The following is a 25,801-nucleotide window of genomic DNA, read 5'->3' as shown; positions in this document are numbered from 1 at the left end:
ACGGCATGACCACCGCGATCCGCCCGATCACCCCGAGCGACCTGGCACGAGCGGTCGAGCTCGTGCACGAGCTGGCGACCTACGAGAAGGCGCCCGACGAGTGCCACCTGACCGTGGCACAGCTGGAGGCGGCGCTCTTCGGCGACTCCCCCGCACTCTTCGGCCACGTGGCGACGCACGACGACGAGGTGGTCGGGATCGCGCTGTGGTTCCTCAACTTCTCGACCTGGCGCGGCACCCACGGGATCTACCTCGAGGATCTCTTCGTCAGCCCGGCGCATCGCGGACTCGGACTCGGCCGCGACCTGCTGGCGGCGCTCGCGGCCGAGTGCGCCGAGCGCGGCTACGAGCGGCTGGAGTGGTCGGTGCTCGACTGGAATGAGCCGGCGATCGGCTTCTACCGCTCGCTCGGCGCGGTCGCGATGGACGAGTGGACGGTCAACCGCCTCACCGGCGAAGCACTCGCGCGCCTCGGCAGGTGACCCCGACCAAAGTCGGTATTCATCCGATACCTGTTGATTTTCGATAGGTTTCGCGCGAGAGTCATGGCATGACTCCACACACCCCCCTGCCCATCCGGCTCGTTCCGGTCCTCCGGTTGGCACTGGCCCTCAGCTTCGTCGCGATCGCGGCGATCATGTTCGTGATGATCCCCGCGGTGGCGTGGCACGACTACCAGGAGCAGCACGGTTCGACCGGCGAGGTGCTCGCCGTCGCCGGCTTCCTCGCCATCGTCATCGGCCTGCTGGGCTGCCTGGAGGTCGTCATCCTCTGCACCTGGAAGCTGCTCACGCTCGTGCAGCGTGACGAGATCTTCAGCCGCGCGTCCGACCGCTGGGTGACCGGCATCGTCCGCGCCGTGGGAGCCGGCTGGATCCTGCTCGCCTGCACCGCGCCGTACTGCTTGTGGGTCGCGCAGGCCGACGACGCGCCGGGCCTCGTGATCGTCGGCTTCGCCCTCGGCGTCGTAGCGACCTCCGCCCTGCTGCTGATGCTGGTCATGCGCGAGCTGCTCCGCCGCGCGACCGAGCTGCGCGCCGAGATCGACGAGGTGATCTGAGATGGCGATCGTGGTCCGGATCGACGTCGAGCTGGCCAAGCGGAAGATGAGCGTCGGCGACTTCGCCGAGCAGGTCGGACTGACACCGGCCAATGTCGCGGTCCTCAAGAACGGTCGTGCCAAGGCAGTCCGGTTCAGCACCCTCGAGGCGATGTGCCGGGTGCTGGAGTGCCAGCCCGGCGACCTGCTGGAGTTCGTCGCCGACTGAGGCACGGGTTTGTCAGACAGGCCCTAGGCTTCGCGCATGGTGCGAGCCCCTCGACGCGTCGCGATGCGGGTCGTCATCGCTGTGCTGCTCTTCGTCACGAACGTCATCGGCGCCGCGGTCGTCTACGCGCTCGCTGCCTGGGTCGTGCCGCTGCCCGGTGACGACGAGAACCGCGTGCGGCTCCTCAACCTCGCGGTGCTCGCGGTCTACGTCCCGGTCGCGATCGTCGTCGGCACCTGGGTCGGTGTCCGGCGCCAGCGCCGCAACGACGCCTGGCTCGTCGAGAAGCGTCCGGCGACCGATCGGGAGAAGCTCGCACTGCTGCGGACCCCGCAGTGGTTCGGCTGGCTGCACGTCGTGCTGTGGGGCATCGCCGCGCTCCTCTTCGGTGCGGTCAACGCCCCGAACCACGTCGGCCGGGCTGCTCTGGTCACCGTGATCGTCGCCCTGACCGGCGTCACCGTCGCCTCGCTGGCCTTCCTCATCGTCGAGCGCCGGCTGCGCTCCTACAACCGTGCGGCGTTCGTGACCGGCCTCCCGCCACGACGGCGCTCGCGTCACGTGTCCGCCCGGGTCGCGATGGCCTGGCTGCTCGGCACCGGCGCCGCCGCGGGCGGCCTGATGCTCGCCGGCCTGATGACCATCGTGCTCGGCGACGACGGCACGTCGTTCACCCAGTCCGGACTCACCATGCTGGCGCTCGGCGGCGTGATCATCGGCGTCGGTGGCCTGACCACGATGCTCAGCGCGCGGGCGACCGCGGACCCGATCCGCTCCCTGCGCGAGGGCATCGAGCGCGTCGGGAAGGGCCGGCTCGACACCGACGTCCCGATCGACGACGCGACCGAGATCGGCGAGCTGCAGGCGGGCTTCAACGACATGGTCGCCGGCCTCCGCGAGCGCGAGCAGCTCCGCGACCTCTTCGGCCGCCACGTCGGCGCCGACGTGGCGCGCGAGGCGCTCGCGACCGGCGTACGACTGGGGGGCGAGGTGCGCGAGGTGACCGTCCTCTTCGTCGACGTCATGGGCTCCACGACCATGGCCACCGAGCTCGACCCGACCGAGGTCGTGGGTCTGCTCAACCGGTTCTTCGACGTCGTCATCGACGTGGTCCACCAGCACGACGGGTGGATCAACAAGTTCGAGGGCGACGCAGCGCTGGCGATCTGGGGCGCGCCCGTCGAGGTGGATGAGCGCAATGCACGCGCCCTGGCCGCTGCCCGCGTGCTCGCCCAGCGCCTGCACGAGGAGGTGCCGGAGATCGCCGCAGGCGTCGGCATCTCGGGCGGCCGCGTGGTGTGCGGCAACGTCGGGTCCGCGGACCGCTACGAGTACACCGTCATCGGCGACGCCGTGAACGAGGCGGCACGCCTCACCTCTGTCGCCAAGGAGCACCCGGAGCGGTGCGTGGCGAACGCCGCACTGCTCGCCGATGCCGGTGCAGAGGCGGCGTACTGGACGGAGCGGAAGCCGATCACCGTGAGGGGACGCGCAGCCGCGACCCGGATCGCGGTACCCGGTGCGTGAGGCTCGGGACTCTGAGGCTCAGGCCTTGCACTCCCGCTTCAGCAGGGCTGCGACCTCGGAGGTCGGGATGCCCGAGCTGATCGGGAAGAGGTGCTCGATCGTGCGGGCCCGCTCCTTGCGGTAGTCGCTGCACGTCTTCGCCCGGTCGGCGTCTGTCCAGCCGTCCCAGACCTGCTGGACGAACTCCTCCGTCGTCGGCGGCAGCGGGGTCGACTCGGGCTCGGGGTCGCCACCACAGGCCGCGACAAGCAGGGCGACCGGGGCGAGGAGGAGCGGGAGACGACGCATGGGGGTCATCTTGACCTGTCACCAGCCTCCACCCCAAGCCTTGTCTCACGCGTGTTGTGCGAGCCGGCTCTCGAGGCCCCGGAGGACGATGCCCAGTCCGGTCGCGAAATCGGCTGACTCGTCGGGCACCTCGGTGCTGGAGAGCCCCCGTGCCTGACGGTCGGCGACGTGCCCGAAGACGAAGTGGAAGAGCGTGCTGGCACCCACCCGCGCGAGCTCCGGGTCGGCCCCGTTGAAGGCGAGCACCGACGCCATCCGCTGCAGCGGGTCCTCCCCGCCGACCCCCTCGGCGCGTGCCAGGGCGATGAGCGCCGCACCGTCGCGGTGGCGCAGCATCGTGTCGCGCAGCTCCAGGCAGGTCAGCCTCAGCTCGTCGCGCCAGCCGAGCACCTCGGTCGAGCGCCGCCCCCGGGCGAGCACCTCGTCAGCCACCGCACCGAGCAGCTCCTGCTTCGACGCGACATGGTGGTAGAGCGCGCTCGGTCGTACGCCGAGGTCCCCCGCGAGGCGGCGCATCGAGAGCCCCTCGAGCCCGACCTCCTCGAGGAGGTCGATCGTGCGGCCGATCACATCGGACCTGCGGTAACGCATGGCGACCTCCTCACCGGACGTACGGACGGGTAACCCGGAGGGTTGGACACCGGGACGATGCCAGCCTAACCTGAACACTGTTCAGGATGCCCAGGTCGTCGCGACCGCCGCGGGCAGTGAAAAGTCCGCCCGCCGGGCCCGGCACGACCACAGGGAGCACCATGAGCACGCAGTTCGACCAGATCGCCGACAAGATCCTCGCCGGCACCGCCGCGAGCGAGGCCGACGCCCTCGCGGTCCTGCAGGCGCCTGACTTCGAGCTGATGACCATCGTCGCCGCCGCGGGCCGCCTGCGCCGTGAGCACTTCGGCAACACCGTCAAGGTCAACTACCTGGTCAACCTCAAGTCCGGCCTCTGCCCGGAGAACTGCAACTACTGCAGCCAGGCGCGGGGCTCCGAGGCCGACATCCTCAAGTACTCCTACCTCTCCAAGGACGACGCGATCGCCCAGGCCGGTGCCGGCCTCAAGGGCGGCGCGAGCCGCGTCTGCATGGTCTCGTCCGGCCGCGGCCCGTCCAACAAGGACATCGACAAGGTCGTCGAGATGACCGAGGCGATCAAGGACGAGTACGAAGGCGTCGAGGTCTGTGCCTGCCTCGGCCTGCTCAAGGACGGCCAGGCCGAGCGCCTCAAGGCCGCCGGTGTGGACGCCTACAACCACAACATCAACACCGCTGAGTCGAACCACGACAACATCGTCCAGACGCACACCTACGAGGACCGCGTCGACACCATCGGCAAGGCCAAGTCGGCCGGCCTCTCCCCCTGCTCGGGCCTCATCGCCGGCCTGGGCGAGACCGACGAGCAGCTGGTCGAGGCACTCTTCGCCCTCAAGGCGCTGGAGTCGGACTCGATCCCGGTCAACTTCCTGATGCCGTTCGACGGCACGCCGTACGAGAACACCTGGGAGCTCTCCCCGCAGCGGTGCCTGAAGATCCTCGCGATGGCGCGTTTCGTCTGCCCCGACAAGGAGATCCGCATCGCCGGCGGCCGCGAGATGCACCTGCGCTCGCTGCAGGGCCAGGCGCTGCACGTCGCCAACTCGATCTTCCTCGGCGACTACCTCACCTCGACCGGGCAGGACGCGCGCGACGACCTCGAGATGATCCGCGACAACGGCTTCGTCATCCTCGGCCAGGAGAACGCCTTCAACGACGGCACGTTCGACGAGGTCTTCAACGCGCCGCGCGGCGGCCACTCCCACTCTCCGGCCACCACCCCGTGCGGCTCGTCGGCGGGCTCGGCCTGCGGCGACGGCTGCGGCGGCTGCACGGCCCTCTCCCCCGCGGCCAAGGCTGAGGAGGTCGCGGCCGCGAACAAGCCGGTGATCCGCCGCCGCGGCGCGGGCACCGAGGTCCCCGCGAACGCCTGACCCTCGCCCGATCGAGCCTGCCGAGATGAACGACGCCGTGCCGCAGGACCTGCTCGCCTTCGACCGCGAGCACCTGTGGCACCCCTACACGTCGATGACCGCGCCCACGCAGGTGCGCGCCGTCCTCGGCGCGCAGGGCGCTCGCCTGTGGCTCTCGGAGACCGGCTCTCCGGCTGACGCCGTCAACATCGTCGACGGCATGAGCTCGTGGTGGTCGGCCATCCACGGCTACCGCCACCCGCGTCTGGACGCGGCCGTCAAGGAGCAGGTCGACCGCTTCAGCCACGTCATGTTCGGCGGGCTCACACACTCACCCGCGGTCACCCTCGGCCGTGCGCTCGTCGAGATCACCCCCGACGGCCTCGACAAGGTCTTCCTCGCCGACTCCGGCTCGGTCGCCGTCGAGGTCGCGCTCAAGATGGTCCTCCAGCACCAGCGCGGACTCGGCCAGCCGTCACGCCGGCGGTTCCTGACGGTCCGTGGCGGCTACCACGGTGACACGTTCCACCCCATGTCCGTCACCGATCCCGACGGCGGCATGCACGCCATGTGGAAGGGCGTGCTCCCCGAGCACGTCTTCGCGCCGCAACCCCCGGCGGCCTCGGCCCAAGCTGAGGAGACCGACGCCTGGGCTGCCGCCTTCCGCCAGACGGCGCAGGCACACGCACACGAGCTCGCCGGCATCATCGTCGAGCCGCTGCTCCAGGGCGCCGGTGGCATGCATCCCTACCCGGTCGCCTGCCTGCAGGTGATGCGCGAGGTCGCCGACGAGCACGGGCTGCTGCTGGTCTTCGACGAGATCGCCACCGGCTTCGGCCGCACCGGCCATCTCTTCGTCTCCGAGCTGGTCCAGCCGGACGTGCTCTGCCTCGGCAAGGCGCTGACGGGCGGCTACATGACGCTTGCTGCGGTGGTGACCACCGATCACGTCGCGCGGACCATCTCGGCGTCCGAGTCCGGCGTACTCATGCACGGGCCGACGTTCATGGGCAACCCGCTCGCGTGCGCCGTCGCGATCGAGTCGATCCGCGTGCTGACGCGCTCGGACTGGCGCACGAACGTCGAGCGGATCGGCGAGCGCCTGCGCGCAGGCCTCGAGCCGCTGCGTGGCGTGCGGGGTGTGAAGGACGTCCGCAGCATCGGCGCCGTGGGCGTCGTCGAGCTCGAGCAGGCGGTCGACGTGAAGGCCGCGACGGATGCCGCGATCGCCGCGGGTGCCTGGCTGCGGCCCTTCGGCCGCCTGGTCTACGCCATGCCGCCCTACGTGTGCACCGACAACGAGGTCGACACGATCGTCGCCGCGATCCACGCGGCGACGCACGCCTCGATCACCGCTGCCGCGGGAGCCCCCGCATGACCTGGGAGCAGTGGTTCACCGACCGCGTCGCCGAGCGCGAGGGCGCCGGCCTGCGCCGCGTCCTGAAGCCGCGCGGTGCAGGCGACCCGGTCGTCGACCTCGCCGGCAACGACTACCTCGGCCTCTCCACCCATCCCGACGTACGCCGGGCTGCCGCCGACGCCGCCCTCACCTGGGGTGCGGGTGCCGGTGCCTCCCGGCTGGTCACCGGCACGCTCGAGCTGCACGAGCACCTGGAGGAGGAGCTCGCGGCGTTCACCGGATGGCCGGCCGCGCTCGCCTTCTCGACCGGCTACCACGCGAACCTCTCGGTGGTCGCAGCCCTCGTCGGCAAGGGCGACCTGGTCGTCTCCGACGCCCACGTGCACGCCTCGCTGATCGACGCCGTGCGCCTGTCACGGGCTGACGTCGCTGTCGCGCGGCACAACGACGTCGCAGACGTCGAGCGGATCCTGGCCGCACATCCCGGCCGGCGCACCCTCGTCCTCGTCGAGTCGATCTACTCGGTGCTCGGCGACGCCGCTCCGCTGGCGAAGCTCGCTGCCGTCGCGGAGGAGCACGGCGCCCTGCTGGTCGTCGACGAGGCCCACGGCGTCGGCGTCGTCGGCGAGGGCGGCCGCGGGCTCGTCCACGCCTCCGGCCTCGCCGGGCACCCCCACGTCGTCGTCACGGTCACGCTCTCCAAGGCGATGGGCGCCCAGGGCGGCGTGCTGCTGGGACCCGCGAGCTTCCGCGAGCACCTGGTCAACACGGCGCGACCGTTCATCTTCGACACCGGGCTCGCACCCGCCGCCACCGCCGGCGCACTGGCTGCACTGCGCCATCTCGTGGGTCATCCCGACCTGCCCGGCATCATCCGCACGCGGGTCGACGCCCTGGCCACCGCCCTGGCCGTCGACGCGCCGGCCGGCGCCGTGCTCTCGGTGCCCATGCCCTCGCCCCAGGCGGCGCTCACAGCGCAGGCCGCCTGCCTCGACGAGGGAGTCCGGGTGGCGTGCTTCCGGCCCCCGTCGGTGCCCGACGGCGTCAGCCGGCTGCGGATCACCACCAATGCCGGCGTCACCGACACCGACTGGGAGAAGGCCACCGACGTGGTCGTCCGCAACGCCGAGGAGCACCGATGACCGTACGACCGGCTCAGGACGGCAGCTCTGCGCCGCGCGTCGTCATCGTCACCGGCACCGACACCGACGTCGGGAAGACGATCGCGACCGCTGCGCTCGCCGTACACCTGGGGCAGCCGCTGGTCGTGAAGCCCGCGCAGACCGGCATCGCCCCGGGCAACGGCGAGGAACGCGACATCGACGTCGTGGCCCGTCTCGCGGGTGCGCCCACGCGGCAGTTCGTGGAGCTCGAGGACCCCCTCGCTCCCGACACCGCAGCACGGCTGCGCTCCGTCGCGATCCCCCGCGTGGCGGAGCATGCGACCGCCATCCGTCACCTCCTCGCCGACCACCCGACGGTCGTCGTGGAGGGCGCTGGCGGGCTCCTGGTCCGCATGGACACCGACGGCGGCACGCTCCTCGACCTCGCGACCGACCTGGCCAAGCGCGAACCCGTTGCGGTCTACGTCGTGACCCGCGCCGGCCTCGGCACGCTCAACCACACCGAGCTCACGGTCCGGGCACTGCGCCACGCCGGCCTCGAGCCCGCCGGGCTGGTCATCGGCAGCTGGCCGGCCGAGCCGGACCAGGCAGCGGAGCTGAACCGGACCGAGCTCGCGCGCGTCACCGGCGTACCGGTGGTGGCAGTGCTCCCCGAGAACGCAGGAAGCCTGGACCCGGAGGAGTTCCGGGCCCAGGCTCCCACCTGGTTCACCGCCTGACCCCGGCTTCTCCTCCTCCGCTCGTCGCCGAAGCGGCGCCAACCTGCAGGAGAAGTGCGTCGAGGCGGCGCCAACCTGCAGGTCTCGTGCAGGTTGGCGCCGCCTCGGCATGGTCCGGGCGGCGGTTTGCGCCGCCTCGGCGACCCTTGGCGTAGGTGCGCGCCGCCTCGGGTCAGCTCGCGGATCAGTTCGCGGCAGCGAGCTTCGCGACGGCCTCGGTGAACTTCGCGACGATCTCGGCGTCCTGCGACGGGTCCGAGCCCCACGCGTAGGCGTGCGAGAGCTCGATGTCCTCGACGACCTTGGCCCCGGCGACACCGGCGGACTTGCGGGTGTCCTGGTGCGACCACTGGCCGCCGTACTGGCCGACGGCAGTGCCGACGACGGCGGTCGGCTTGTCCTTGATCGACCCGGCGCCGAACGGGCGCGAGGCCCAGTCGATGGCGTTGGCGACGACGGCCGGGGTCGAGCCGTTGTACTCGGGAACGACGAAGAGGAGGCGGTCGGCGGCGGCGACCTGGTCACGGAGGGCCTGGGCGGCAGCCGGGGCCGCATCGCCGTCGATGTCCTCGTTGTAGAACGGGATCTCACCGAGGCCCTGGGCGATCTCGATGGTCACGCCCTCGGGGGCCTGCGCCTGGACAGCCTCGACGAGCTTGCGGTTGATGGAGTCGGCACGGAGCGAGCCGACGAGAGCGAGGACCTTGGTCACGAGAGTTCTCCTGGGTGAGTTCCTGAAAAGTGGATGACGCGTCAACCACCAAGGACGGGCAGTTCATTCCCTACCGGAGGAGATCTGGATCACATACGCGGGCTGGCGCCCCCGCCGAGCTCGTTCAGTCCTTGTGATGCTTGCGCAGGCCGTAGGTGACGCTCGCGGTCAGCGCCTGCCATGACGCCTCGATGATGTTGGGGCCCACTCCCACGGTCACCCACGAGGAGGCTCCGTCGCTCGTCTCGATGAGGACGCGGGTGATGGCGTCGGTGCCGTGGCCCTGGTCGAGGATCCGGACCTTGAAGTCGATCAGCTCGAACTTCGCGACCTCGGGGTAGGCCTGCCCGATCGCCTGGCGCAGTGCGTGGTCGAGAGCGTTGACGGGGCCGTTGCCCTCGCCCACGACGACGAACCGCTCTCCCCCGGCATGGAGCTTGACGGTCGCCTCACAGGTCGCGTCGCCGCCCTCGGACTGCACCTCGGTGATCACGCGCCAGGACTCGACCTCGAAGTACGCCGGCCGCTCCCCCTCGACCATCTCGCAGAGCAGCAGCTCGAACGACGCGTCGGCCGCCTCGAAGCTGAAGCCGCGCGACTCCAGCTCCTTGACCCGGTTGGTGATCGCCGTCGCGAGCTCCTTGTTCTCCGAGAGGTCGAAGCCGAGCTCCTTGCCCTTGAGCTCGATGGACGCCCGCCCGGCCATGTCGGAGACAAGCAGGCGCATGTCGTTGCCGACACCCAACGGGTCCATGTGCTGGTAGAGCATCGGGTCGACCTTGATCGCGGACGCGTGCAGCCCCGCCTTGTGCGCGAACGCCGAGGAGCCGACGTACGGCTGGCGGGACGCAGGCGGCACGTTCGTGACCTCGGCGACGCCGTGGGCGATCCGGGTCGCATCGCGGAGCAGGCCCTCCGGCAGGACGCGGCGGTCCAGCTTGAGCTCGAGGTTGGCGACGACCGAGATCAGGTCGGCGTTGCCGGTGCGCTCGCCGTAACCGTTGATCGTGCCCTGGACGTGCGTCGCGCCTGCATCGACGGCCGCGAGGGTGTTGGCGACCGCCGTACCGGTGTCGTTGTGGCAGTGGATTCCGATTCGGCCGCCGGTGCTCCGCTGCACGTCGAGGACGACGTCGGAGACCCACGCCGGCAGCATGCCGCCATTGGTGTCGCAGAGGGCAGCAACCTCGGCGCCGGCCTCGAAGGCGGTGCGCAGGACTTCGAGTGCGTAGGCGCGGTTGGCCTTGTAGCCGTCGAAGAAGTGCTCCGCGTCGAGGAAGACGGTCTGGCCGTTCTCCCGCAGGTGCGAGACCGTGTCGCGGATCATCGCGAGGTTCTCCTCCAGCGTCGTCCGCAGCGCGAGCTCGACGTGCCGGTCGTGCGACTTCGCGACCAGGGTGACCACGGGTGCCCCGGAGTCGCGGAGCGCCGCGATGAGCGGGTCGTCTGCGGCCTTCACACCGGCACGGCGGGTGGCACCGAACGCCGCCAGCTTGGCGTGCTTGAGGTCGAGCTCCGCGGCCGCCCTGCGGAAGAACTCGGTGTCGCGGGGGTTGGCGCCCGGCCAGCCGCCCTCGATGAACCCGACGCCGAGCTCGTCGAGCTGGCGGGCAATGGCGAGCTTGTCAGCGACGGTGGGGTTGAGCCCCTCCTGCTGCATGCCGTCACGCAGCGTCGTGTCGTAGACGTGGAAGGCGCCCTGCAGGTCCATCGGTTCCCACTCTTCGGTAGATCGGTCTCGCAACGATTCGGGTGCAGCAAACAAAAAAAACCCCTCGCGGACGAGAGGTTGCGCGTCGGCCTGTCGGCTGACGCGCTAGCGAATGATGATCGGGTGCTGCATGGCGCTCATTGTGCCATGCCCCATGGCATGTCCACATGTGCGAGCCCGGCCCGTCCCACGTAGACTGCGCGGCGGGGGCACAAGGGAGGAAGTACCACGTCATGCGCATCAGTCAGCTCAGCCAGGCCGCAGACCTGCCCGTCGGCACGGTCAAGTTCTACCTGCGGACCGGCCTCCTGCACCCTGGACGCGCCACCAGCGCGACCCAGGCGATCTACGACGAGAGCCATCTCGAGCGCCTGCGCCTCGTCCGGGCGCTCCTCGAGACCGGCAAGCTGAGCCACGCCGAGATCCAGCGGGTCCTGGCCGCGCTCGCGGCGCCGCAAGCTGCTCCCGAGGCTGCACCCCTGGACACGCTCGAGATGCTGTCGCTCGCGACGGCCGAGCCGGCTGACGTCGAGGCTGCCAGCGTCGACCTCGCGGCCGCCCGCGAGGTGGTCCTGCAGCTCGGCTGGAGCATCAGCGAGGACTCCCCGCACCTCCCGGCGCTGGCCAACGCCCTCTCCGCGCTCCAGAGCATCGGGGTCGCCCCCTCGGCCGAGCGCATGCGGGTCTACGCCGAGGCTGCCTCGCACGTCGCTCGCAACGACGTCGCGACCGTGACGGAGGCCGACCCCGCTGTCCGTGCCCTCGTCGCGGCTGCTGGCACGGCGCTCTACGACGCGTTCTTCACGGCACTGCGCCGACTCGCGGTCGAGAACCAGATCGCCCGCCAGCGCACCCGTGTGCCGGGCCAGCGGGCCACCGCGATCCCGTCTGCCTGACCTCTCGCCGAGGCGGCGCCGACTCTCACGATGCATGCAGGTTCGCGCCGCCTCGGCGTAGTTGACGTGCAGGTTCGCGCCGCCTCGGCGTAGTTCGCGTGCAGGCCGCGCAGCGGATCAGGGCAGCAGGCCGCGCCAGTCGAGGTCCCACGGTGCCTCGCTGAGCGGTACCCACTGCACACCGTTGACGTGCAGCGACCAGGCGAGCGCACCGCCGAGGGCGAACATGAGTCCCGCGGTGAGCAGCCAGCCGCCACCGGTGCGGGCGAGCGGATTCAGGATGCCGCGGACAGGTCGGCGCAGGCGCGCCGAGCCGGGGCCGAGCGCGAGTCCGAGACCGACACCGACGCCGGTCCACGCCGGCCACTGCCACTGAGGGGCACCAGCCACACCGGCCGCGAGGAGCGCGATGCCGCCCACGGCAGCCGCGGCCAGGCAGAGCAGCACCGTCACCGGTAGCGAGACGAAGAGGTCGACCGGCGTCATCACGAACGAGTGCGGCACGTCGTACCACCGCTTGCGGCCGCGTGCCGTTCGTCGCGAGCGGTGACCGTCGGCCGTCACCGCACCCCACCGGAGGACGGCCACGACGACGGCCAGACCGGCGAGCACGGGCAGCGGCGCTGCCGCGACACCGGCGGCGACCAGGAGCAGCAGGCCGAGGCCGAGGGTCCAGCGGCGCAGCCGCTCCCCCACCGGAACACGGCGCTTCGCCGGAGCCTCCGACCACAGAGGAGGCTCCTCCTCGACGGCGGGATCAGTCAGCAGCACACGGTCGGCGGGCAGCACCTGGGTGGCAGGCGCCGGCTCCCACGGAGGCACACCGGCGGGTGCAGCGACGGGCGCCGTCACTGCCGCGGCGGACCGAGGCGACGAGGACCCGCGAGCGTCGAGGATCCGCACGAGCGCTCCCAGGGTGGGCCGGCGCAGAGGGTCAGGGTCGAGGGCGGCCTCCACCGAGATCCGCAGGGCCGGGTCGAGGCCGGTCAGGTCGTGCTCGCCACGGCGTACGCGGTCCATGACCGCCATCGCATGCCCCGAGCCGTACGGCGCGTTGCCGGTGCCGGCGAAGGCGACCGTCGCCGCCCACGAGTGGACGTCGGCGTGCGGACCGGGCTCCTCGCCCGCGAGCACCTCGGGCGCGAGGTAGCCCGGGGTGCCCAGCAGGAAGCCGGTGCGGGTGATCTTCGTGTCGTTGCCGAGCCGGGCCAGGCCGAAGTCGATGAGCACCGGCGTCATGCCGTCGAGGACGACATTGGAGGGCTTCACGTCGCGGTGCAGGACTCCTGCGGCGTGGACCGCCTGGAGCGCCTTGGCCAGGCCGATCGCCAGGCGGCGCAGGTCGGCGCCACCGAAGGCGCCGTTGTCGGCGACCTCGTCGTGCAGGGAGGGGCCGTCGACGTAGCGGGTGGCGACGAACGGCACGGGCCCCCAGGGGTCCGAGTCGACGATCTCCGCTACGTACGGCGACTGGACACGCGAGAGCGTGGCGACCTCGCGCTCCAGGCGCTCGCGTGCCTCCTGATCACCCACGACGTGCGGGCGGAGCACCTTGAGGGCCGCGTGTCGGCCGCGCTCGTCCTCCGCGAGGTGGACGACGCCCATGCCGCCCTCGCCGAGCCGGCGGAGCAGCGTCCAGTCGCCGACCCGGACGGTCTCCACGCTCAGACGACCTTGTGCATCCACCCGAAGGTGTCCTCCGCGCGGCCGAACTGGATGTCGACCAGCGCCGCGCGGATCTTCGAGGTGAGCTCGCCGGCCTCGGCCGTCGGCGCGGGCGTCTCGCCTTCGGCCGACTTCAGTGAGCCGACGGGGGTCACGACGGCGGCCGTGCCACAGGCGAAGATCTCCACGATGTCGCCGTTGGTCACGCCCTCGCGCCACTCGTCGATGGAGAACTTCCGCTCCTCGACCTTGTGGCCCAGGCCTCCCGCCAGCTCGACGATCGAGGCACGCGTGATGCCCTCGAGGATCGTGCCGGTGGTGGCGGGAGTGACGATGTGGCCGTCCTTGAAGACGAAGTAGAGGTTCATGCCGCCGAGCTCCTCGACGTACTGCCCCTCCTGGGCGTCGAGGAAGACGACCTGGTCGCAGCCGTGGCCATAGGCCTCCTGCTGCGCGACGAGCGACGAGGCGTAGTTGCCACCCGTCTTGGCGTCGCCCATGCCGCCGCGGCCCGCGCGGGTGTACTCCGTGGTCAGCCAGAGGTTGACCGGCTTCAGCCCGCCCTTGAAATAGGCACCCGCGGGCGAGGCGATCACCATGAAGGTGACGTGCTGCGAGGGGCGGACACCGAGGAACTTCTCCGAGGCGAACATGAAGGGCCGGAGGTAGAGGCTCTTCTCGCCCTCGGCGTCGGGCACCCACCGCGCGTCGGCGGCGACGAGCGCGTCGACGGCCTGGACGAAGTCCTCGACGGGGAGCTCCGGCAGCGCCAGCCGGCGGCTCGACTTCGCCATCCGCTCGGCGTTCTTCTCCGGACGGAAGGTCCAGACCGAGCCGTCCGCGTGACGGTAGGCCTTCATGCCCTCGAAGGTCTCCTGCGCGTAGTGCAGGACAGCCGTCGCCGGGTCGAGAGTGATCGGGCCGTACGGCGTGATGCGCGCGTCGTGCCACCCCTTCTCGGGCGTCCACTCGACCGTGAGCATGTGGTCGGTGAAGTGAGTGCCGAAGCCCGGGTCGGCCAGGATCTCGGCAAGGCGGGCGTCGTCCACCGGCTGCGGCGCCGGGGTGGTGCTGATCTGCATGGGGCTCACGGTATCCAACCTCTGCTGAAATGACGGAGCGCCGGGCACGAGAAGTCGTGCCCGGCGCCCCGAATGGACGGGGGTAGGGCCTCAGCCGGCTACCAGGGCGGCGATCGCGTCGCCGACCTCGGAGGTCTTGCGCGCGGGGGCACCCTGGCGGTTCTCGAGGTCCTTGACGATCGCGGCGTCGACGGCCGCTGCAGCGTCGGCGTGACCGAGGTGGTCGAGCAGGAGCGAGGCCGACAGGATCGCCGCGGTCGGGTCGGCCTTCTGCTGGCCGGCGATGTCGGGGGCCGAGCCGTGGACCGGCTCGAACATCGACGGCGAGGTGCGGTCGGGGTTGACGTTGCCGGAGGCGGCCAGCCCGATGCCACCGGTGACGGCAGCGGCGAGGTCGGTCACGATGTCGCCGAAGAGGTTGTCGGTGACGATGACGTCGAACTGCGACGGGTTGACGACCAGGTGGATCATCATCGCGTCGACGTGCTGGTAGTCGACGGCGACGTCGGGGTACTCCGCGCCGACCTCGGCGACGAGGCGGGTCCAGATCTTGCCCGCGTTGACGATGACGTTGGTCTTGTGGACCAGCGTCAGCTTCTTGCGGCGCTTCTGGGCGCGGGCGAACGCGTCGCGGACGACGCGCTCGACACCGAACGCGGTGTTGAGGCTGACCTCGGTGGCGACCTCGGCCGGGGTGCCGACGCGGATCGAGCCACCGTTGCCGGTGTAGGGGCCCTCGGTGCCCTCGCGGACGACGACGAAGTCGATGTCGCCCGGGTTGGCGAGCGGCGAGGCAGCGCCGGGGAAGAGCTTCGACGGACGCAGGTTGACGTAGTGGTCGAGCTCGAAGCGGAGCTTCAGGAGCAGGCCGCGCTCGAGGATGCCCGGGGGCAGGTTCGGGTCGCCGGGCTTGCCGCCCACCGCTCCGAGGAGGATCGCATCCTGCTGGCGGATCTCGTCCAGCACCGAGTCGGGCAGGACCTCGCCGGTGGCGAGGTAGCGCTCGGCGCCGAGGTCGTACCGGGTCTGCTCGAACGTCACTCCCCCACCGATGAGCGGGGTGGCTGCGTCGAGGACCTTCAGGGCCTCGGGCACGACTTCCTGGCCGATGCCGTCACCAGGGATGACGGCGAGCTTGATGCTGGTCATGACAACGAAACTTAGTTGTCCTCGGGCGCGAAGCCCGCCGTGTCTCGCAGGTCAAGCGCCTGCGCGACGGCCTCGAAGGAGGTCGGGTTCTCCGGGTTGTGGTTAGCCGGGCCCCAGAAGGTGATCGGGTGGTTCATGGCGTGCTCCGTGTCGCGGATGGTGAGAAGGGGGAAGGAAGACCGCAACGCCGAACACCGCGACGAGGTGGCCTTCCGTATCAGGCCTCGCCGCGGCAGTCGATGAGTACGAGCACGCCGAACATGGTGGACATACGGTACGTCGTGTTACGGGCGTGTGTCATGAATTTCTCGGAGACGGCTCAGGATCCGAGATGGACGCCTCGCTCCGGAGCCCGGCCGGAACACTCCTCGCATGAGCGCCCCGCTGGAACTTCCCACCATCGTGTCGCGCGCGTTCGATGTCTCCCGTCGTGCCGGGTACGTCTCGTTCTGCCGCAACGAGACCGGGCGCCTGCTCGCCACCCTTGCCGCCACCCGCACCGGCACGCTGGCCGAGTTCGGCACCGGCTGCGGCGTCGGCACTGCGTGGCTGCGCAGCGGCGTACGACCGGGGGCGATGATCCTCAGCGCCGAGCTCGACCCCCGCCTGGCCGGCGCGGCCCAGGAGATCTTCGTCGAGGACCCGCAGGTCGAGGTGCTCGCCGCCGACTGGTCCACCCTGCGCGACAAGGGCCCCTTCTCGCTGCTCTTCCTCGACTCCGGCTCCCCCGCCGAGGTCGCCGTCGACGCCGTCGCCGACCTGGTCGAGCCCGGCGGCATCGTCGTCCTCGACGACTTCGTCCCCTGCGCCGGCTGGCCGCCCGTGAGCGACGGCCGCGTGGACAGCCTCCGTGAGGACTGGCTCAGCGACGAGCGGTTCGCGAGCGTCGAGGTGATGGTCGCCACCGACGCCGCGGCCATCATCGCGACCCGCCGCTGACAGAGCCCGAAGCTGACGCCGTCATGAGCGGCGCCAGCTTCGCGTCAGGTCAGTTCCAGACCTTCACGTAGTCCGCCACGAACGCCGCGGGAAACGGCGTCAGCGGGGTCGGCGCGTTGGTGGCGCCACCACTGGCCGCGGTGAGGGCCACCGTGAAGGGCCTGTCGAACGGCGCCGGCTTGGCGAGGTCCGTGGCCTGCCACTCGCGGCTGAAGCAGAGCGCGCCGTCGTAGTAGAAGTCCATGCCCACGGAGCTCCACTCCACCGCGTAGGTGTGGAAGAGGTCGGGCCGGTTCACCGTGCAGGTCCACTTCGTGTCGAGCAGGCCGACACTGCCGGTGTAGTGCAGCGACGGGTAGACGTTGTCCGGCGTGTCCGAGAACCACTCGGCGACGTCGATCTCGCCGGAACCCGGCCAGACGCCGTAGTCGCGGTTCTGCGGATTCATCCAGAAGGCACCGTGGTAGCCGGCGTCGCGATAGGCGGGGAACTTCATCCGGGCCTCGAAGCGACCGTAGGTCTGCGAGAACTTGCCGTAGGAGGAGACCCCGGATCCGCGGTGCGTGGTGGGCAGATTGCCGAGCGGCGTGACGCAGGTCTGGAGCTGTCGCACGACCGACAGCCGGAGATAGCCCCCGGCCTGGGTGACCCCGCTGCCGTCGAAGCACGAGCCGTTCATGTAGAACCCGGAGATCCCGCTGTCGGCGACGACCCACTTGGAGGAGTCGAGGACCGTGCCCGAGAAGTTGTCGACGAACGTGCAACCCCAGTAGCCGCCCCCCGGCTTGGCGATCAGGGCGCCACAGGCATCTGTGGTCGCCGCCTTCGCCGGCCCCGCCGGCCAGCCGGGAAGCATTCCGAGGACTCCGAGGAGCAGGAGGGAGCACAGCAGGGCGGCGCGACGACGCCGGGCAGTGGTGGACATCGTTCGAGGCGTTCCTTCCGTGGACCAGCTGGACGTCCGCCCCGAGCGCGGCGCACACCAGACGCCGCCACCAGGCAGCGCTCCCCCGAGCGCGCGCACTCAATCTCGCAGGCGTCGCTCGGTTGAAGGCGAGGAATCTCACCATTTGGAGAGCGAAGATAGCCAACTTTGATCCAGCCACCCGTCGCCAACGGACGAGCGCCCCGGAGCCAGGGCTCCGGGGCGCTCGACCGTCTCAGTGTCGCAGGATCAGGACCATGCCTTCACGTAGTCCACGTAGGTGGTCGACACCCGCCCGGTCTCGAAGCCGGCGTTGGCACCCGCCACCAGCGCAACCGTGAACGGCTGGTCGAACGGCGCGGGGGCAGCGAGGCCGGTCGGCGCCCAGGAGCGCGAGAAGCAGAGCTGGCCGTCGTAGATGAAGTCCATCTTCGTGGCACTCCACTCGACTGCGTAGGTGTGATAGACGTCCTGCGCTCCGACGACGCAGTTCCAGCCCGTGTCTGCCGTCGTGCGACCGGTGTAGTGGAGCGACGGGTAGAGGCGGTCAGCCACACGCGAGAACCACTCGGCGACGTCGATCTCGCCGGACGCCGGCCAGGCGCCGTACGCCAGCTGCTTCGGGTTCATCCAGAAGTTGCTGTGCAGGCCGGCAGTCTGGCGGCCGGGGAACTTCATCCGCGCCTCGAAGCGTCCGTAGGTCTGGGCGAACTTGCCCCACGTCGAGACGCCACCGCCGGTGAAGGTGGCGGTCAGCGCACCCGCCGGCGTCTTGCACAGGAACGGCGCCTTCTTGGTGACCGTGAGCTGGAGCGTGCCCCACGAGACGTTGACCCCGGTGCCGGAGACGTAGCACGTGCTGCCGATCGTGAAGCCGCTGGACGCGGAGTTGCCGACCACCCACTTGGAGGTGTCGAGCCGACGCCCGTCGAAGTTGTCGACGAACGTGCACGTCCAGGTGCCGCCCGTCGGCTTGGCGCTCACCACGCCGCAGGCGTCGTACGCCGCGGCGGCGCTGCCCGCAGTCGTGACAGTGGCCGGAACGACCACGCTGGCGGCAAGCAGGGACAGTGTCGCGAGACGTCGTGAAGACAGACGCAGACGGTCGAACATGTGGAGAAAACCCTTCACCTGGCCGCGCGTGACCTGCCGGCCCCGAGACGCAGCGTCCAAAGCGCGGTCGGCAGCCACTTGCCCCCCATGGCGGCGTCTGCGCAGCCGTCTGTGCAACGAGCCCCCACCCGAGACGAACGACCGCCTACCGTCCAGTCGGCAGGCATCGGTCAATGTGCCATACGAACAGACGCACAGTCCGTGATCCAGATCACACTTCATGGTCCACTTCCCTCCCCGCGGGTTCCCCCGCTTCCCGCCTCGAGCCTAGGAACCGGACGAGCCGGACACATCCACTCTCCGGGCTCAGGTGGCGCACGGGGTGACCATGCCGCTGTCGCCCGATAGGACGAGCCCGGGCAACTCCCGACGGCGGGACCGGGGTCAGCGCCAGACCTTCACGTAGTCCACGCTGGTGGTCGCCAGGTTCGGCGTCCGGGCGTCAGGAGCGTTGGTGCCGCCGCCGAGGCCGGCCGTCAGCGCCGCGGTGAACGGCTTGTCGAAGGGCTTCGGGGCCGCCATGTCGGTCGGCGTCCACGAACGGGCGAAGCAGAGGGCGCCGTCGATCAGGAACTGCATGGTCGTCGGCCCCCAGACGAGGGTGTAGGTGTGGAACATGTCCGGGCGAGCCACCGCACAGTTCCTGCCACTGTCGGCAGTCGTGCGGCCCGTGTAGTGCAGGGACGGGTAGACCCGACCGGTGAAGCCGGAGAACCACTCGGCGACGTCGATCTCGCCGGACGCCGGCCACGCGCCGTACGTGCGGACCTGGGGGTTCATCCAGAAGTTGCTGTGCAGCCCCACGCCCGTGTGGGAGGGGTACTTGACGCGGGCCTCGAAGCGCCCGTAGGCCTGCGCGAACTTCCCGTACGTGGAGACGCCCCCACCGACGCCCACCGCAGGCACGCTCCCGCCGGGGACCTGGCACGCGAACGGCGCCGTACGACGGACGCTGAGCTTCAGCTGCCCGCCCCCGACCGCGACGTTCTGACCCGTCTTGAAGCAGGTGCTGTTCATGTGGAAGCCACCGGTGGCGCTGTCGCCGACGACCCAGCGGGAGGTGTCGAGCCGCGTGCCCGCGAAGTCGTCGACGAAGGAACAGGACCAGAGGCCACCACCCGGCTTGGCGATGCGGGCACCACATGCGTCCGAGGTGGCGGCCGACGCCGACTCGCTGGCGGCGAAGGGCACGACCGTGACGAGTGCGGTCAGGGCGATGACGGCGATCCAGCGGGCGGAGCCGCGAGCAGCGTTCAGCATGTGGGTTCTTCCTGTCAGCGCGCAGGCGCGCGTCGGCGCCAGAGCCACTCATCGGGCTGCACAGGCTCCGTCGTCGTTGACGCAGCAGCGGTACCGCTCTGGCAGGCGGTGGAAGGCGGCGGTCCCCCGACCCAACCCACACATCTCGTCCGGTTCGTCCGATCCGTGCGTTTCCGACGAGGAAACGGCGGCAGACGAGACACATGACGTGGCCCAAAAGATGACCTACGTCACACTCGCGCTCGGCGAGCGCGCCGGCGTTCCGGAAGAAATGCACGAGCTCCGTCGCCCCTCGAGGGGCGACGGAGCTCGCGGAGTCGTGCTGGGGCGCTGCGGGTCAGGCGCTGAGGTCGGCCGCGCGGACCGACTCGGCCTTGATCTCGGCCTCGAGCTGGGCAAGCGTCTCGGTCGGGATCGCGGAGTCGACCGAAAGGGCCACGAGGGCCTGGCCGCCCTTGGCGTCGCGAGCGACCTGCATGCCGGCGATGTTGACGCCGGCGTCACCCAGGATGCCACCGAGGGTGCCGACCATGCCCGGGCGGTCCTCGTAGCGGAGGAAGGCCAGGTGGTCGGTGAGCTCGACGTCGATGTCGAAGCCGTTGACCTCCACCAGGCGCTCGCGCTGGTGGATGCCGACCAGCGTGCCGGAGACCGAGACCTGCGCGCCGTCGGCGAGGGTGCCGCGGATCGTGATCAGGTTGCGGTGGTCGGGCGACTCCGACTCGGCAACGAGACGGACCGCGGTGCCACGCTCGGCTGCCAGCAGCGGCGCGTTGACGTAGGAGACCTGCTCCTCGACGACATCGGCGAAGACACCCTTGAGGGCGGCCAGCTCGAGCACCTTGACGTCGTACTCGGTGATCTCGCCACGCACCTCGACGTCGACCTGCTGGGCCACCTCGCCGGCCAGCGCGGTGAAGACGCGGCCGAGCTTCTCGGTGAGCGGGATGCCGGGACGGACGTCCTCGGCGATGACGCCACCCTGGACGTTGACCGCGTCGGGGACGAGCTCACCAGCGAGCGCGAGGCGCACGGACTTGGCGACGGCGATGCCGGCCTTCTCCTGCGCCTCGTCGGTCGAGGCACCGAGGTGCGGCGTCGCGACGACGTTGTCCAGCGTGAAGAGCGGGCTGTCGGTGCACGGCTCCTTGGCGTAGACGTCGAGACCGGCGGCCGCGATGCGGCCCTCCTTGAGAGCGGCGTAGAGCGCGTCCTCGTCGACGATGCCGCCACGCGCGGCATTGACGACGACGAGTTCCTTCTTCGCCTTCGAGAGGGCGTCGGCGCCGATCAGGCCCACCGTCTCCGGGGTCTTCGGAAGGTGGACCGTGAGGAAGTCGGCCTCGGCCATGAGGGTGTCGAGGTCGACCAGGCGGACGCCCATCTGCGCGGCGCGGCCGGCCTGGACGTAGGGGTCGTACGCGATGACCTTCATCCCGAACGCCGACAGGCGCTGCGCGACGAGGACGCCGATGCGGCCGAGGCCGACGATCGCGGCGGTCTTCTCGTAGAGCTCGATGCCGGAGTACTTCGACCGGGCCCAGACACCGTCCTTGAGCGCGGCGTGCGCCGGGGAGACGTTGCGCGCAGCCGCGAGCATCAGCGCGACGGCGAGCTCGGCGGCAGAGACGATGTTGGAGGTCGGGGCGTTGACGACCATGACGCCACGCTCGGTGGCGGCCTTGACGTCGACGTTGTCGAGACCGACACCTGCACGGGCAACGACCTTGAGCTTGCCGGCCGCAGCCAGCGCCTCGGCGTCGACCTTGGTCGCGGACCGGACCAGGATGGCGTCGACGTCGGCGATGGCCGGCAGCAGCTCGGCGCGGTCGGCGCCGTTGCAGTTGCGGATCTCGAAGTCGGGACCCAGCGCGTCGATGGTCGCGGGGCTCAGCTCTTCGGCGATGAGGACAACGGGCTTGCTCACAGCGATTCCTCGAGGGTGTGTGAAGCGGATCAGGGCGGCAACCGGAGGACAGTCGACTCCGGCAGAAGTGCACGACGCTGTGCGCGAGCCCTCACTCTACAGGGAGCCCCACGTGGGGCCCCTCCGGGTTTCACGACCGCACAGCCCCGCAGGCAGACCGGGCTCAGGCCCGGTAGCGGAGATCTGGCCACGGTCCCGCGAGCAGGTCCTCGATCTGCAGGTCGAGCACCTGGCAGAGCGCGATCAGCGTGGTCAGTCGCGGATTCATCGGGGTGCCCGGTCGCGACTCGCCCTTCTCGAACTTCTGGTAGGTGAAGCCCGCGATCCCGGCCAGGTGCGCGACACGCTCCTGGCTCAGGCCCTTGGCTACCCGGGCTGCTTGGAGTCGGTGTCCGACGAGGGTGGCGAAGTTCTCCAGGGATGGCTCGGAGTCCTTCGACAGCATGGCAGTCATCATTCGCAGGTGGCCATCTTTTGACGACCATCCCTGTATGCCATTCTCAGGGTCCACGCCTGTGGAAACGGTAGCGCTGGGAGGCTCCGCCTGTCGGTGGAGCCGCCTAGCGTCACTGAACGACCTCTCAGGACGGGTGGATGCGATGGAGCCAACGACGTCGAGCTGGACCGACAGTGCGTGCCCGAGCTGGTGCGCACGCGCCCACCGGCTCAACGACCACCCCGAGGACCGTCGACACCAGGGCCCCGCCCAGCTCGTCACGCTGAGCATCGGCTCCACGCCCCCTACCGACACGAAGGACGCGATGTCGGTCGACATCGTCATCCACGCCGACCGGCCGGACGGGTCGGCTGGCGAATGGCTCCGGATCGAGTCGACCGAGTCAACCGACGTGCGGCTCGCCCTGACCGCGCCCGCAACGCGTGAGCTGATTCGGGCGCTGCACATCGTCCTGGAGCAGATTTCACGATAACGCTGCGCCTCTACATACATGTATGGGAATCTTTCGGCGCAAAACGCTAGGTGCGCGTTCCTTGACGCACCGGCGACCGAGAAGAAGGAAACCCCATGTCTGAACTCGCGACTCCGGAGCAGCGCAAGCGCGCCATGGCCCAGGCCATCCAGACCGACGTCGTCGCCGGGTGGCGCGTCGAATCCCAGACCGACGAGTCCGCCGTCCTGGTCAAGGGCGGCGTCACCAACCACACGCTGCACCTCATCCTGACCCTGATCAGCTGCGGTGCCTGGGGTCTCGTGTGGCTCATCATGGTCCTCGTCAACCGTCGTCAGACCGTCATGCTCCGTGTCGACGACTTCGGCAACATTCTGCGCACGCAGGGCTGATCACATGTCCAACGCGGGCCCCCAGATCACGAACGTCGACAACCGTCCCTGGTTCAAGAAGCCGCTCGGCATCGCGGGCATCGTCGGAGGCGTGGTGCTGGTTGGTGCCATCGCCTCAGCAGGCGGCGGCGACAGCGATGACACGGACAAGACGAAGAGCGACACGGTCGCTTCGACCTCGGAGTCCCCGAAGTCCGATGCTCCGACGACCAAGGAGGAGAAGCCGGCGACGCCTGCCAAGAAGGCGGCCTGGAAGACCGTGGCCTCACTCGAAGGCAACACCAACAAGTCCGGCGCAGACTTCCATCTCAACGGCTGCGACGCCCGCCTGAAGTACTCCGTGAACGGTGACAGCTCGACGCTGGTCGCCTTCTACGTCATGGAGTCCGGGAAGAAGCTGATGGAGGACGGCGGGTTCCCGGTCGCCTCCCCCACAGAGTCCGGCGCAGGCGAGACCGTTCTCCGTGAGGACGAGGGTGACTACTACCTCGACGTCATGGGCGCCAACGCCACCTGGAGCGCCCAGGTCCAGGAGAAGTGCTGACCTGAACGACAAGTGCCCTGCCGGTCCTCGCCGGCAGGGCACTTCTCGCTGTCGGACCTGATGCGTCAGATGGCGCAGCCGTCGGGACCGCAGGCGTCATCACCCTCGACGAGGGTGAGCGCCGGGTGGGCGTCGGACCAGGCACGATCGAGCACCTGCCGCAGCGCCTCGGCGGGCTGGGCACCGGCGACGCCGTAGCGCCCCGCGACGACGTAGAAGGGGACGCCGGTCGCGCCGTACGCGCCGGCCTGCTGCTGGTCGGCGTACACCTCGTCGAGGAACTCGGCGCCGACCAGGACCTCGTCGACGCGGGCCGCGTCGAGGCCGACCTCGGCGGCGAGACCGCGCAGCACGTCATGGTCGGCGACGTTCGCCGCCTCCGCGAAGTACGCCGCGAAGAGGCGCTCCTTCAACTCGCCCTGGAGCTTCGGTCCACCGTCGTGGAGCGCGAGGTGGAGGAGGCGGTGGGCGTCCACGGTGCCTACCCGCTGCGACTGGTGGTGGCGCCAGAGCATGCCCTCCTCGGCGGCGACGGCCTCGACCCGGTCGATCATCTGCCGGCCGGCTGCCTCTCCCCCGCCGTACTTGCGACCGAGCGCCTGGGCGACCGTCTCGACGGCCTCCGTCGGCGCGCCGGGGTCGAGCTGGAAGGACCGCCAGGTCACCGTCACCTCGTGGGAGAAGTCCACCAATGCCTTCTCCAGGCGGCGCTTGCCGATGTAGCACCAGGGGCAGACGACGTCGGACCAGATCTCGATCTCCATGGGCAGCACAACCACGTGACGTGTCCCCTTGTTCCCGCGCGGCCTCGACGACCCTGAGGGATCCCGGGTCGATCTCAGGGTCGGATCCGGGGACCTGCCGGAAGCGGCGGGCTCCGCCGCCGACGAGGGTGGGAGCCATGATCAACGTCGACTCACTGACCAGGTCCTACGGCGGGTACACCGCCGTCGACCACGTGTCGTTCACCGCCCAGCCGGGCCGCGTCACGGGCTTCCTGGGCCCGAACGGCGCCGGCAAGTCCACCACCATGCGGATCATGACCGGGCTCACCGAGCCGAGCTCGGGCACCGCCACCATCCTCGGGCGCCGGTTCGCCGACCTGCCGAACCCCGGGCGCGAGGTCGGCGTCCTGCTGGACGCCTCCGCCCAGCACGCCGGGCGCACGGGGCGCGAGGTGCTCCGTATCAACGCACGCCTGATGGGCCTGCCCGGCTCCCGCGTCGACGACCTGCTCGCCGCTGTCGGCCTCACCGAGGAGGAGGCCGGACGCCGGGTGCGCAACTACTCCCTCGGCATGCGGCAGCGCCTCGGCATCGCGGCCGCCCTGCTGGGCGATCCCGAGGTGCTGATCCTCGACGAACCCGCCAACGGGCTTGACCCCGCCGGCATCCGGTGGATGCGCGACCTGCTCCGCGGCTTCGCCGACCAGGGCGGCACCGTGCTGCTCTCGAGCCACCTCCTCAACGAGATCGAGGTCGTCGCCGACGACATCGTCGTGATCGGCCACGGGCGAATCGTCGCCTCGGGCACCAAGTCCGACCTCCTCGCCTCCGGCGAGACCCTCGTCCGGGCGGACGACCTCCACCAGCTCCGGGCAGCGCTCGCCACTGCAGGTCTGACCACCACCGATGCCGATGGCGCGCTGCTCGTGACGGGCGACATCGCCCACGTGGGTCGCGCTGCCTTCTCCGCCGGCATCGCCGTCACGGAGCTCCGGGCCGCCGACGGCGCCCGGCTCGAGGAGATGTTCCTCGAGCTCACCGCCACCACTGCTCGCGAAGGGACCGCAGCATGAGCACCCTCACCCCCGTCGCCCTGCCGACCGAGGGCACGCGTCGCGCGCCCCGTCGTACGCCGGAGCCGATCCCGTTCGGCCGCGTGCTGGTCGTCGAGCTGCAGAAGATGTTCGACACCCGCGCCGGCTTCTGGTTGATGGCGAGCATCGTCATCGCGTCCGTGATCGCGACCGCGCTCACGATTCTCCTCGGCGACCGGGACTCGCTCTCGTTCGACTCGTTCGCCGCCGCGGTGGGGAGCCCGATGTCGATCGTGCTGCCGGTCGTCGGCGTCCTGGCGGTCACCAGCGAATGGAGCCAGCGGACAGCCCTCTCGACGTTCACCCTGGTGCCGAGCCGGCCGAAGGTGATCGGCGCGAAGGTGGTCGACGTACTGGCAATCGGCGCGGTCTCGATGGTGCTCGCGCTCGGCATCGGTGCCTTCGGCAACCTGGTCACCTCGCTGGTGACCGGCAACGACGCGATCTGGGACATCAGCGCGACGTCCTTCGCGAAGATCATCCTGGCGAACGAGCTCGGGATGCTGCTGGGCCTCGCTCTCGGCCTCGTG

The 25,801-nt window shown here is 70.2% G+C and carries 29 protein-coding genes; 15 read left to right on the top strand and 14 right to left on the bottom strand.

The window, feature by feature from the left end; translation table 11 throughout:
• The first annotated feature begins 5 nt into the window (after positions 1-5).
• From VLF38_RS05635 to VLF38_RS05620, 4 genes are all read left to right on the top strand, one after another.
• Positions 6-482: a GNAT family N-acetyltransferase gene (locus VLF38_RS05635; protein WP_325270305.1), complete on the top strand. Its 477-nt coding sequence runs from the start codon at positions 6-8 to the stop codon at positions 480-482.
• A 68-nt stretch (positions 483-550) separates the two neighbouring features.
• Entirely contained in the window at positions 551-1,060 is a 510-nt protein-coding gene (locus VLF38_RS05630; protein WP_325270304.1) for a DUF2975 domain-containing protein, read from the top strand.
• Between the two features lies 1 nt (position 1,061).
• Complete coding sequence (locus tag VLF38_RS05625) at positions 1,062-1,268, top strand: helix-turn-helix transcriptional regulator (protein WP_325270303.1); 207 nt, start codon at positions 1,062-1,064, stop codon at positions 1,266-1,268.
• A 36-nt stretch (positions 1,269-1,304) separates the two neighbouring features.
• Positions 1,305-2,795, top strand: coding sequence for an adenylate/guanylate cyclase domain-containing protein (locus VLF38_RS05620; RefSeq protein WP_325270302.1), 1,491 nt, complete (start codon positions 1,305-1,307; stop codon positions 2,793-2,795).
• A gap of 18 nt (positions 2,796-2,813) precedes the next feature.
• Here VLF38_RS05620 and VLF38_RS05615 read toward each other — a convergent pair whose 3' ends face one another.
• Together VLF38_RS05615 and VLF38_RS05610 are read right to left on the bottom strand one after the other, a co-directional pair.
• Positions 2,814-3,083 (bottom strand): hypothetical protein, encoded by a 270-nt coding sequence (locus VLF38_RS05615; protein WP_325270301.1) that lies wholly within the window; start codon positions 3,081-3,083, stop codon positions 2,814-2,816.
• A 45-nt stretch (positions 3,084-3,128) separates the two neighbouring features.
• The gene (locus tag VLF38_RS05610; protein ID WP_325270300.1) at positions 3,129-3,674 is read right to left on the bottom strand and encodes a TetR/AcrR family transcriptional regulator C-terminal domain-containing protein; all 546 of its coding nucleotides are present in this window, start codon (positions 3,672-3,674) and stop codon (positions 3,129-3,131) included.
• Between the two features lie 161 nt (positions 3,675-3,835).
• Here VLF38_RS05610 and bioB point away from each other — a divergent pair, with 161 nt between their 5' ends.
• The 4 genes from bioB to bioD are packed head-to-tail and all read left to right on the top strand — an operon-like array spanning position 3,836 to position 8,229.
• Positions 3,836-5,047, top strand: a complete 1,212-nt coding sequence (gene bioB, locus VLF38_RS05605) for a biotin synthase BioB (RefSeq protein WP_325270299.1) — start codon at positions 3,836-3,838, stop codon at positions 5,045-5,047.
• A gap of 25 nt (positions 5,048-5,072) precedes the next feature.
• A complete protein-coding gene (gene bioA / locus VLF38_RS05600; RefSeq protein WP_325270298.1) occupies positions 5,073-6,404 on the top strand; it encodes an adenosylmethionine--8-amino-7-oxononanoate transaminase in 1,332 nt (443 codons plus the stop codon).
• A complete protein-coding gene (locus VLF38_RS05595) occupies positions 6,401-7,528 on the top strand; it encodes an 8-amino-7-oxononanoate synthase (RefSeq protein ID WP_325270297.1) in 1,128 nt (375 codons plus the stop codon). The genes bioA and VLF38_RS05595 overlap by 4 nt, the downstream gene beginning before the upstream one ends.
• Complete coding sequence (gene bioD / locus VLF38_RS05590) at positions 7,525-8,229, top strand: dethiobiotin synthase (RefSeq protein WP_325270296.1); 705 nt, start codon at positions 7,525-7,527, stop codon at positions 8,227-8,229. The genes VLF38_RS05595 and bioD overlap by 4 nt, the downstream gene beginning before the upstream one ends.
• 184 nt (positions 8,230-8,413) lie before the next feature.
• On the opposite strand, the gene VLF38_RS05585 is transcribed toward bioD, so the two are convergent.
• Positions 8,414-8,941: an NAD(P)H-dependent oxidoreductase gene (locus VLF38_RS05585; protein ID WP_325270295.1), complete on the bottom strand. Its 528-nt coding sequence runs from the start codon at positions 8,939-8,941 to the stop codon at positions 8,414-8,416.
• Between the two features lie 124 nt (positions 8,942-9,065).
• Positions 9,066-10,652, bottom strand: coding sequence for a citramalate synthase (cimA, locus tag VLF38_RS05580; RefSeq protein WP_325270294.1), 1,587 nt, complete (start codon positions 10,650-10,652; stop codon positions 9,066-9,068).
• A gap of 233 nt (positions 10,653-10,885) precedes the next feature.
• Here cimA and VLF38_RS05575 point away from each other — a divergent pair, with 233 nt between their 5' ends.
• Positions 10,886-11,548: a MerR family transcriptional regulator gene (locus VLF38_RS05575; protein WP_325270293.1), complete on the top strand. Its 663-nt coding sequence runs from the start codon at positions 10,886-10,888 to the stop codon at positions 11,546-11,548.
• A gap of 117 nt (positions 11,549-11,665) precedes the next feature.
• On the opposite strand, the gene VLF38_RS05570 is transcribed toward VLF38_RS05575, so the two are convergent.
• From VLF38_RS05570 to VLF38_RS05555, 4 genes are all read right to left on the bottom strand, one after another.
• Positions 11,666-13,210, bottom strand: coding sequence for a serine/threonine-protein kinase (locus VLF38_RS05570; protein ID WP_325270292.1), 1,545 nt, complete (start codon positions 13,208-13,210; stop codon positions 11,666-11,668).
• Positions 13,211-13,212: 2 nt separating this feature from the next.
• Positions 13,213-14,295 carry a branched-chain amino acid aminotransferase gene (locus tag VLF38_RS05565; RefSeq protein WP_325270291.1) on the bottom strand — a complete coding sequence of 361 codons (1,083 nt, stop codon included), beginning with the start codon at positions 14,293-14,295 and terminating at the stop codon, positions 13,213-13,215.
• A 90-nt stretch (positions 14,296-14,385) separates the two neighbouring features.
• Positions 14,386-15,444, bottom strand: a complete 1,059-nt coding sequence (locus tag VLF38_RS05560) for a 3-isopropylmalate dehydrogenase (RefSeq protein WP_325270290.1) — start codon at positions 15,442-15,444, stop codon at positions 14,386-14,388.
• 11 nt (positions 15,445-15,455) lie between these two features.
• Positions 15,456-15,581 (bottom strand): hypothetical protein, encoded by a 126-nt coding sequence (locus tag VLF38_RS05555; RefSeq protein ID WP_268238954.1) that lies wholly within the window; start codon positions 15,579-15,581, stop codon positions 15,456-15,458.
• Positions 15,582-15,816: 235 nt separating this feature from the next.
• Here VLF38_RS05555 and VLF38_RS05550 point away from each other — a divergent pair, with 235 nt between their 5' ends.
• Entirely contained in the window at positions 15,817-16,383 is a 567-nt protein-coding gene (locus VLF38_RS05550; protein WP_325270289.1) for an O-methyltransferase, read from the top strand.
• Positions 16,384-16,432: 49 nt separating this feature from the next.
• Here the strand turns inward: VLF38_RS05550 and VLF38_RS05545 are convergent, their stop codons facing one another.
• The 5 genes from VLF38_RS05545 to VLF38_RS05525 form a co-directional block, all read right to left on the bottom strand.
• Positions 16,433-17,308, bottom strand: a complete 876-nt coding sequence (locus tag VLF38_RS05545; RefSeq protein WP_325270288.1) for a glycoside hydrolase family 16 protein — start codon at positions 17,306-17,308, stop codon at positions 16,433-16,435.
• Between the two features lie 249 nt (positions 17,309-17,557).
• Complete coding sequence (locus tag VLF38_RS05540) at positions 17,558-18,421, bottom strand: glycoside hydrolase family 16 protein (RefSeq protein ID WP_325270287.1); 864 nt, start codon at positions 18,419-18,421, stop codon at positions 17,558-17,560.
• Positions 18,422-18,805: 384 nt separating this feature from the next.
• Positions 18,806-19,681 carry a glycoside hydrolase family 16 protein gene (locus VLF38_RS05535; protein ID WP_325270286.1) on the bottom strand — a complete coding sequence of 292 codons (876 nt, stop codon included), beginning with the start codon at positions 19,679-19,681 and terminating at the stop codon, positions 18,806-18,808.
• A 337-nt stretch (positions 19,682-20,018) separates the two neighbouring features.
• Positions 20,019-21,608 carry a phosphoglycerate dehydrogenase gene (serA, locus tag VLF38_RS05530; protein ID WP_325270285.1) on the bottom strand — a complete coding sequence of 530 codons (1,590 nt, stop codon included), beginning with the start codon at positions 21,606-21,608 and terminating at the stop codon, positions 20,019-20,021.
• 163 nt (positions 21,609-21,771) lie between these two features.
• The gene (locus VLF38_RS05525) at positions 21,772-22,053 is read right to left on the bottom strand and encodes a helix-turn-helix transcriptional regulator (protein WP_325270284.1); all 282 of its coding nucleotides are present in this window, start codon (positions 22,051-22,053) and stop codon (positions 21,772-21,774) included.
• A gap of 154 nt (positions 22,054-22,207) precedes the next feature.
• Here VLF38_RS05525 and VLF38_RS05520 point away from each other — a divergent pair, with 154 nt between their 5' ends.
• The 3 genes from VLF38_RS05520 to VLF38_RS05510 all read left to right on the top strand — a co-directional run bounded on the left by VLF38_RS05520 (position 22,208) and on the right by VLF38_RS05510 (position 23,452).
• Entirely contained in the window at positions 22,208-22,537 is a 330-nt protein-coding gene (locus tag VLF38_RS05520) for a DUF6907 domain-containing protein (RefSeq protein ID WP_325270283.1), read from the top strand.
• A 95-nt stretch (positions 22,538-22,632) separates the two neighbouring features.
• On the top strand, positions 22,633-22,908 hold the full coding sequence (locus VLF38_RS05515) for a hypothetical protein (RefSeq protein ID WP_325270282.1): 276 nt from the start codon (positions 22,633-22,635) through the stop codon (positions 22,906-22,908).
• A 4-nt stretch (positions 22,909-22,912) separates the two neighbouring features.
• Positions 22,913-23,452 carry a hypothetical protein gene (locus VLF38_RS05510; protein ID WP_325270281.1) on the top strand — a complete coding sequence of 180 codons (540 nt, stop codon included), beginning with the start codon at positions 22,913-22,915 and terminating at the stop codon, positions 23,450-23,452.
• Between the two features lie 65 nt (positions 23,453-23,517).
• Here VLF38_RS05510 and VLF38_RS05505 read toward each other — a convergent pair whose 3' ends face one another.
• Entirely contained in the window at positions 23,518-24,216 is a 699-nt protein-coding gene (locus VLF38_RS05505; RefSeq protein ID WP_325270280.1) for a DsbA family oxidoreductase, read from the bottom strand.
• 137 nt (positions 24,217-24,353) lie between these two features.
• On the opposite strand from VLF38_RS05505, the gene VLF38_RS05500 reads away from it, so the two are divergent.
• Together VLF38_RS05500 and VLF38_RS05495 are read left to right on the top strand one after the other, a co-directional pair.
• Positions 24,354-25,250: an ABC transporter ATP-binding protein gene (locus tag VLF38_RS05500; RefSeq protein WP_325270279.1), complete on the top strand. Its 897-nt coding sequence runs from the start codon at positions 24,354-24,356 to the stop codon at positions 25,248-25,250.
• Positions 25,247-25,801 (top strand): ABC transporter permease (locus VLF38_RS05495; RefSeq protein WP_325270278.1); only part of this gene is annotated, 555 nt, incomplete at its 3' end. The genes VLF38_RS05500 and VLF38_RS05495, both read left to right, overlap by 4 nt.

Origin of the sequence: Nocardioides sp., assembly GCF_035481145.1 — a bacterium.
In the GTDB taxonomy this organism is placed as follows: Bacteria; Actinomycetota; Actinomycetes; order Propionibacteriales; family Nocardioidaceae; genus Nocardioides.
The sequence above is the reverse complement of the archived record's forward strand: the minus strand, read 5'-3'. Positions and strand labels throughout refer to the sequence as shown.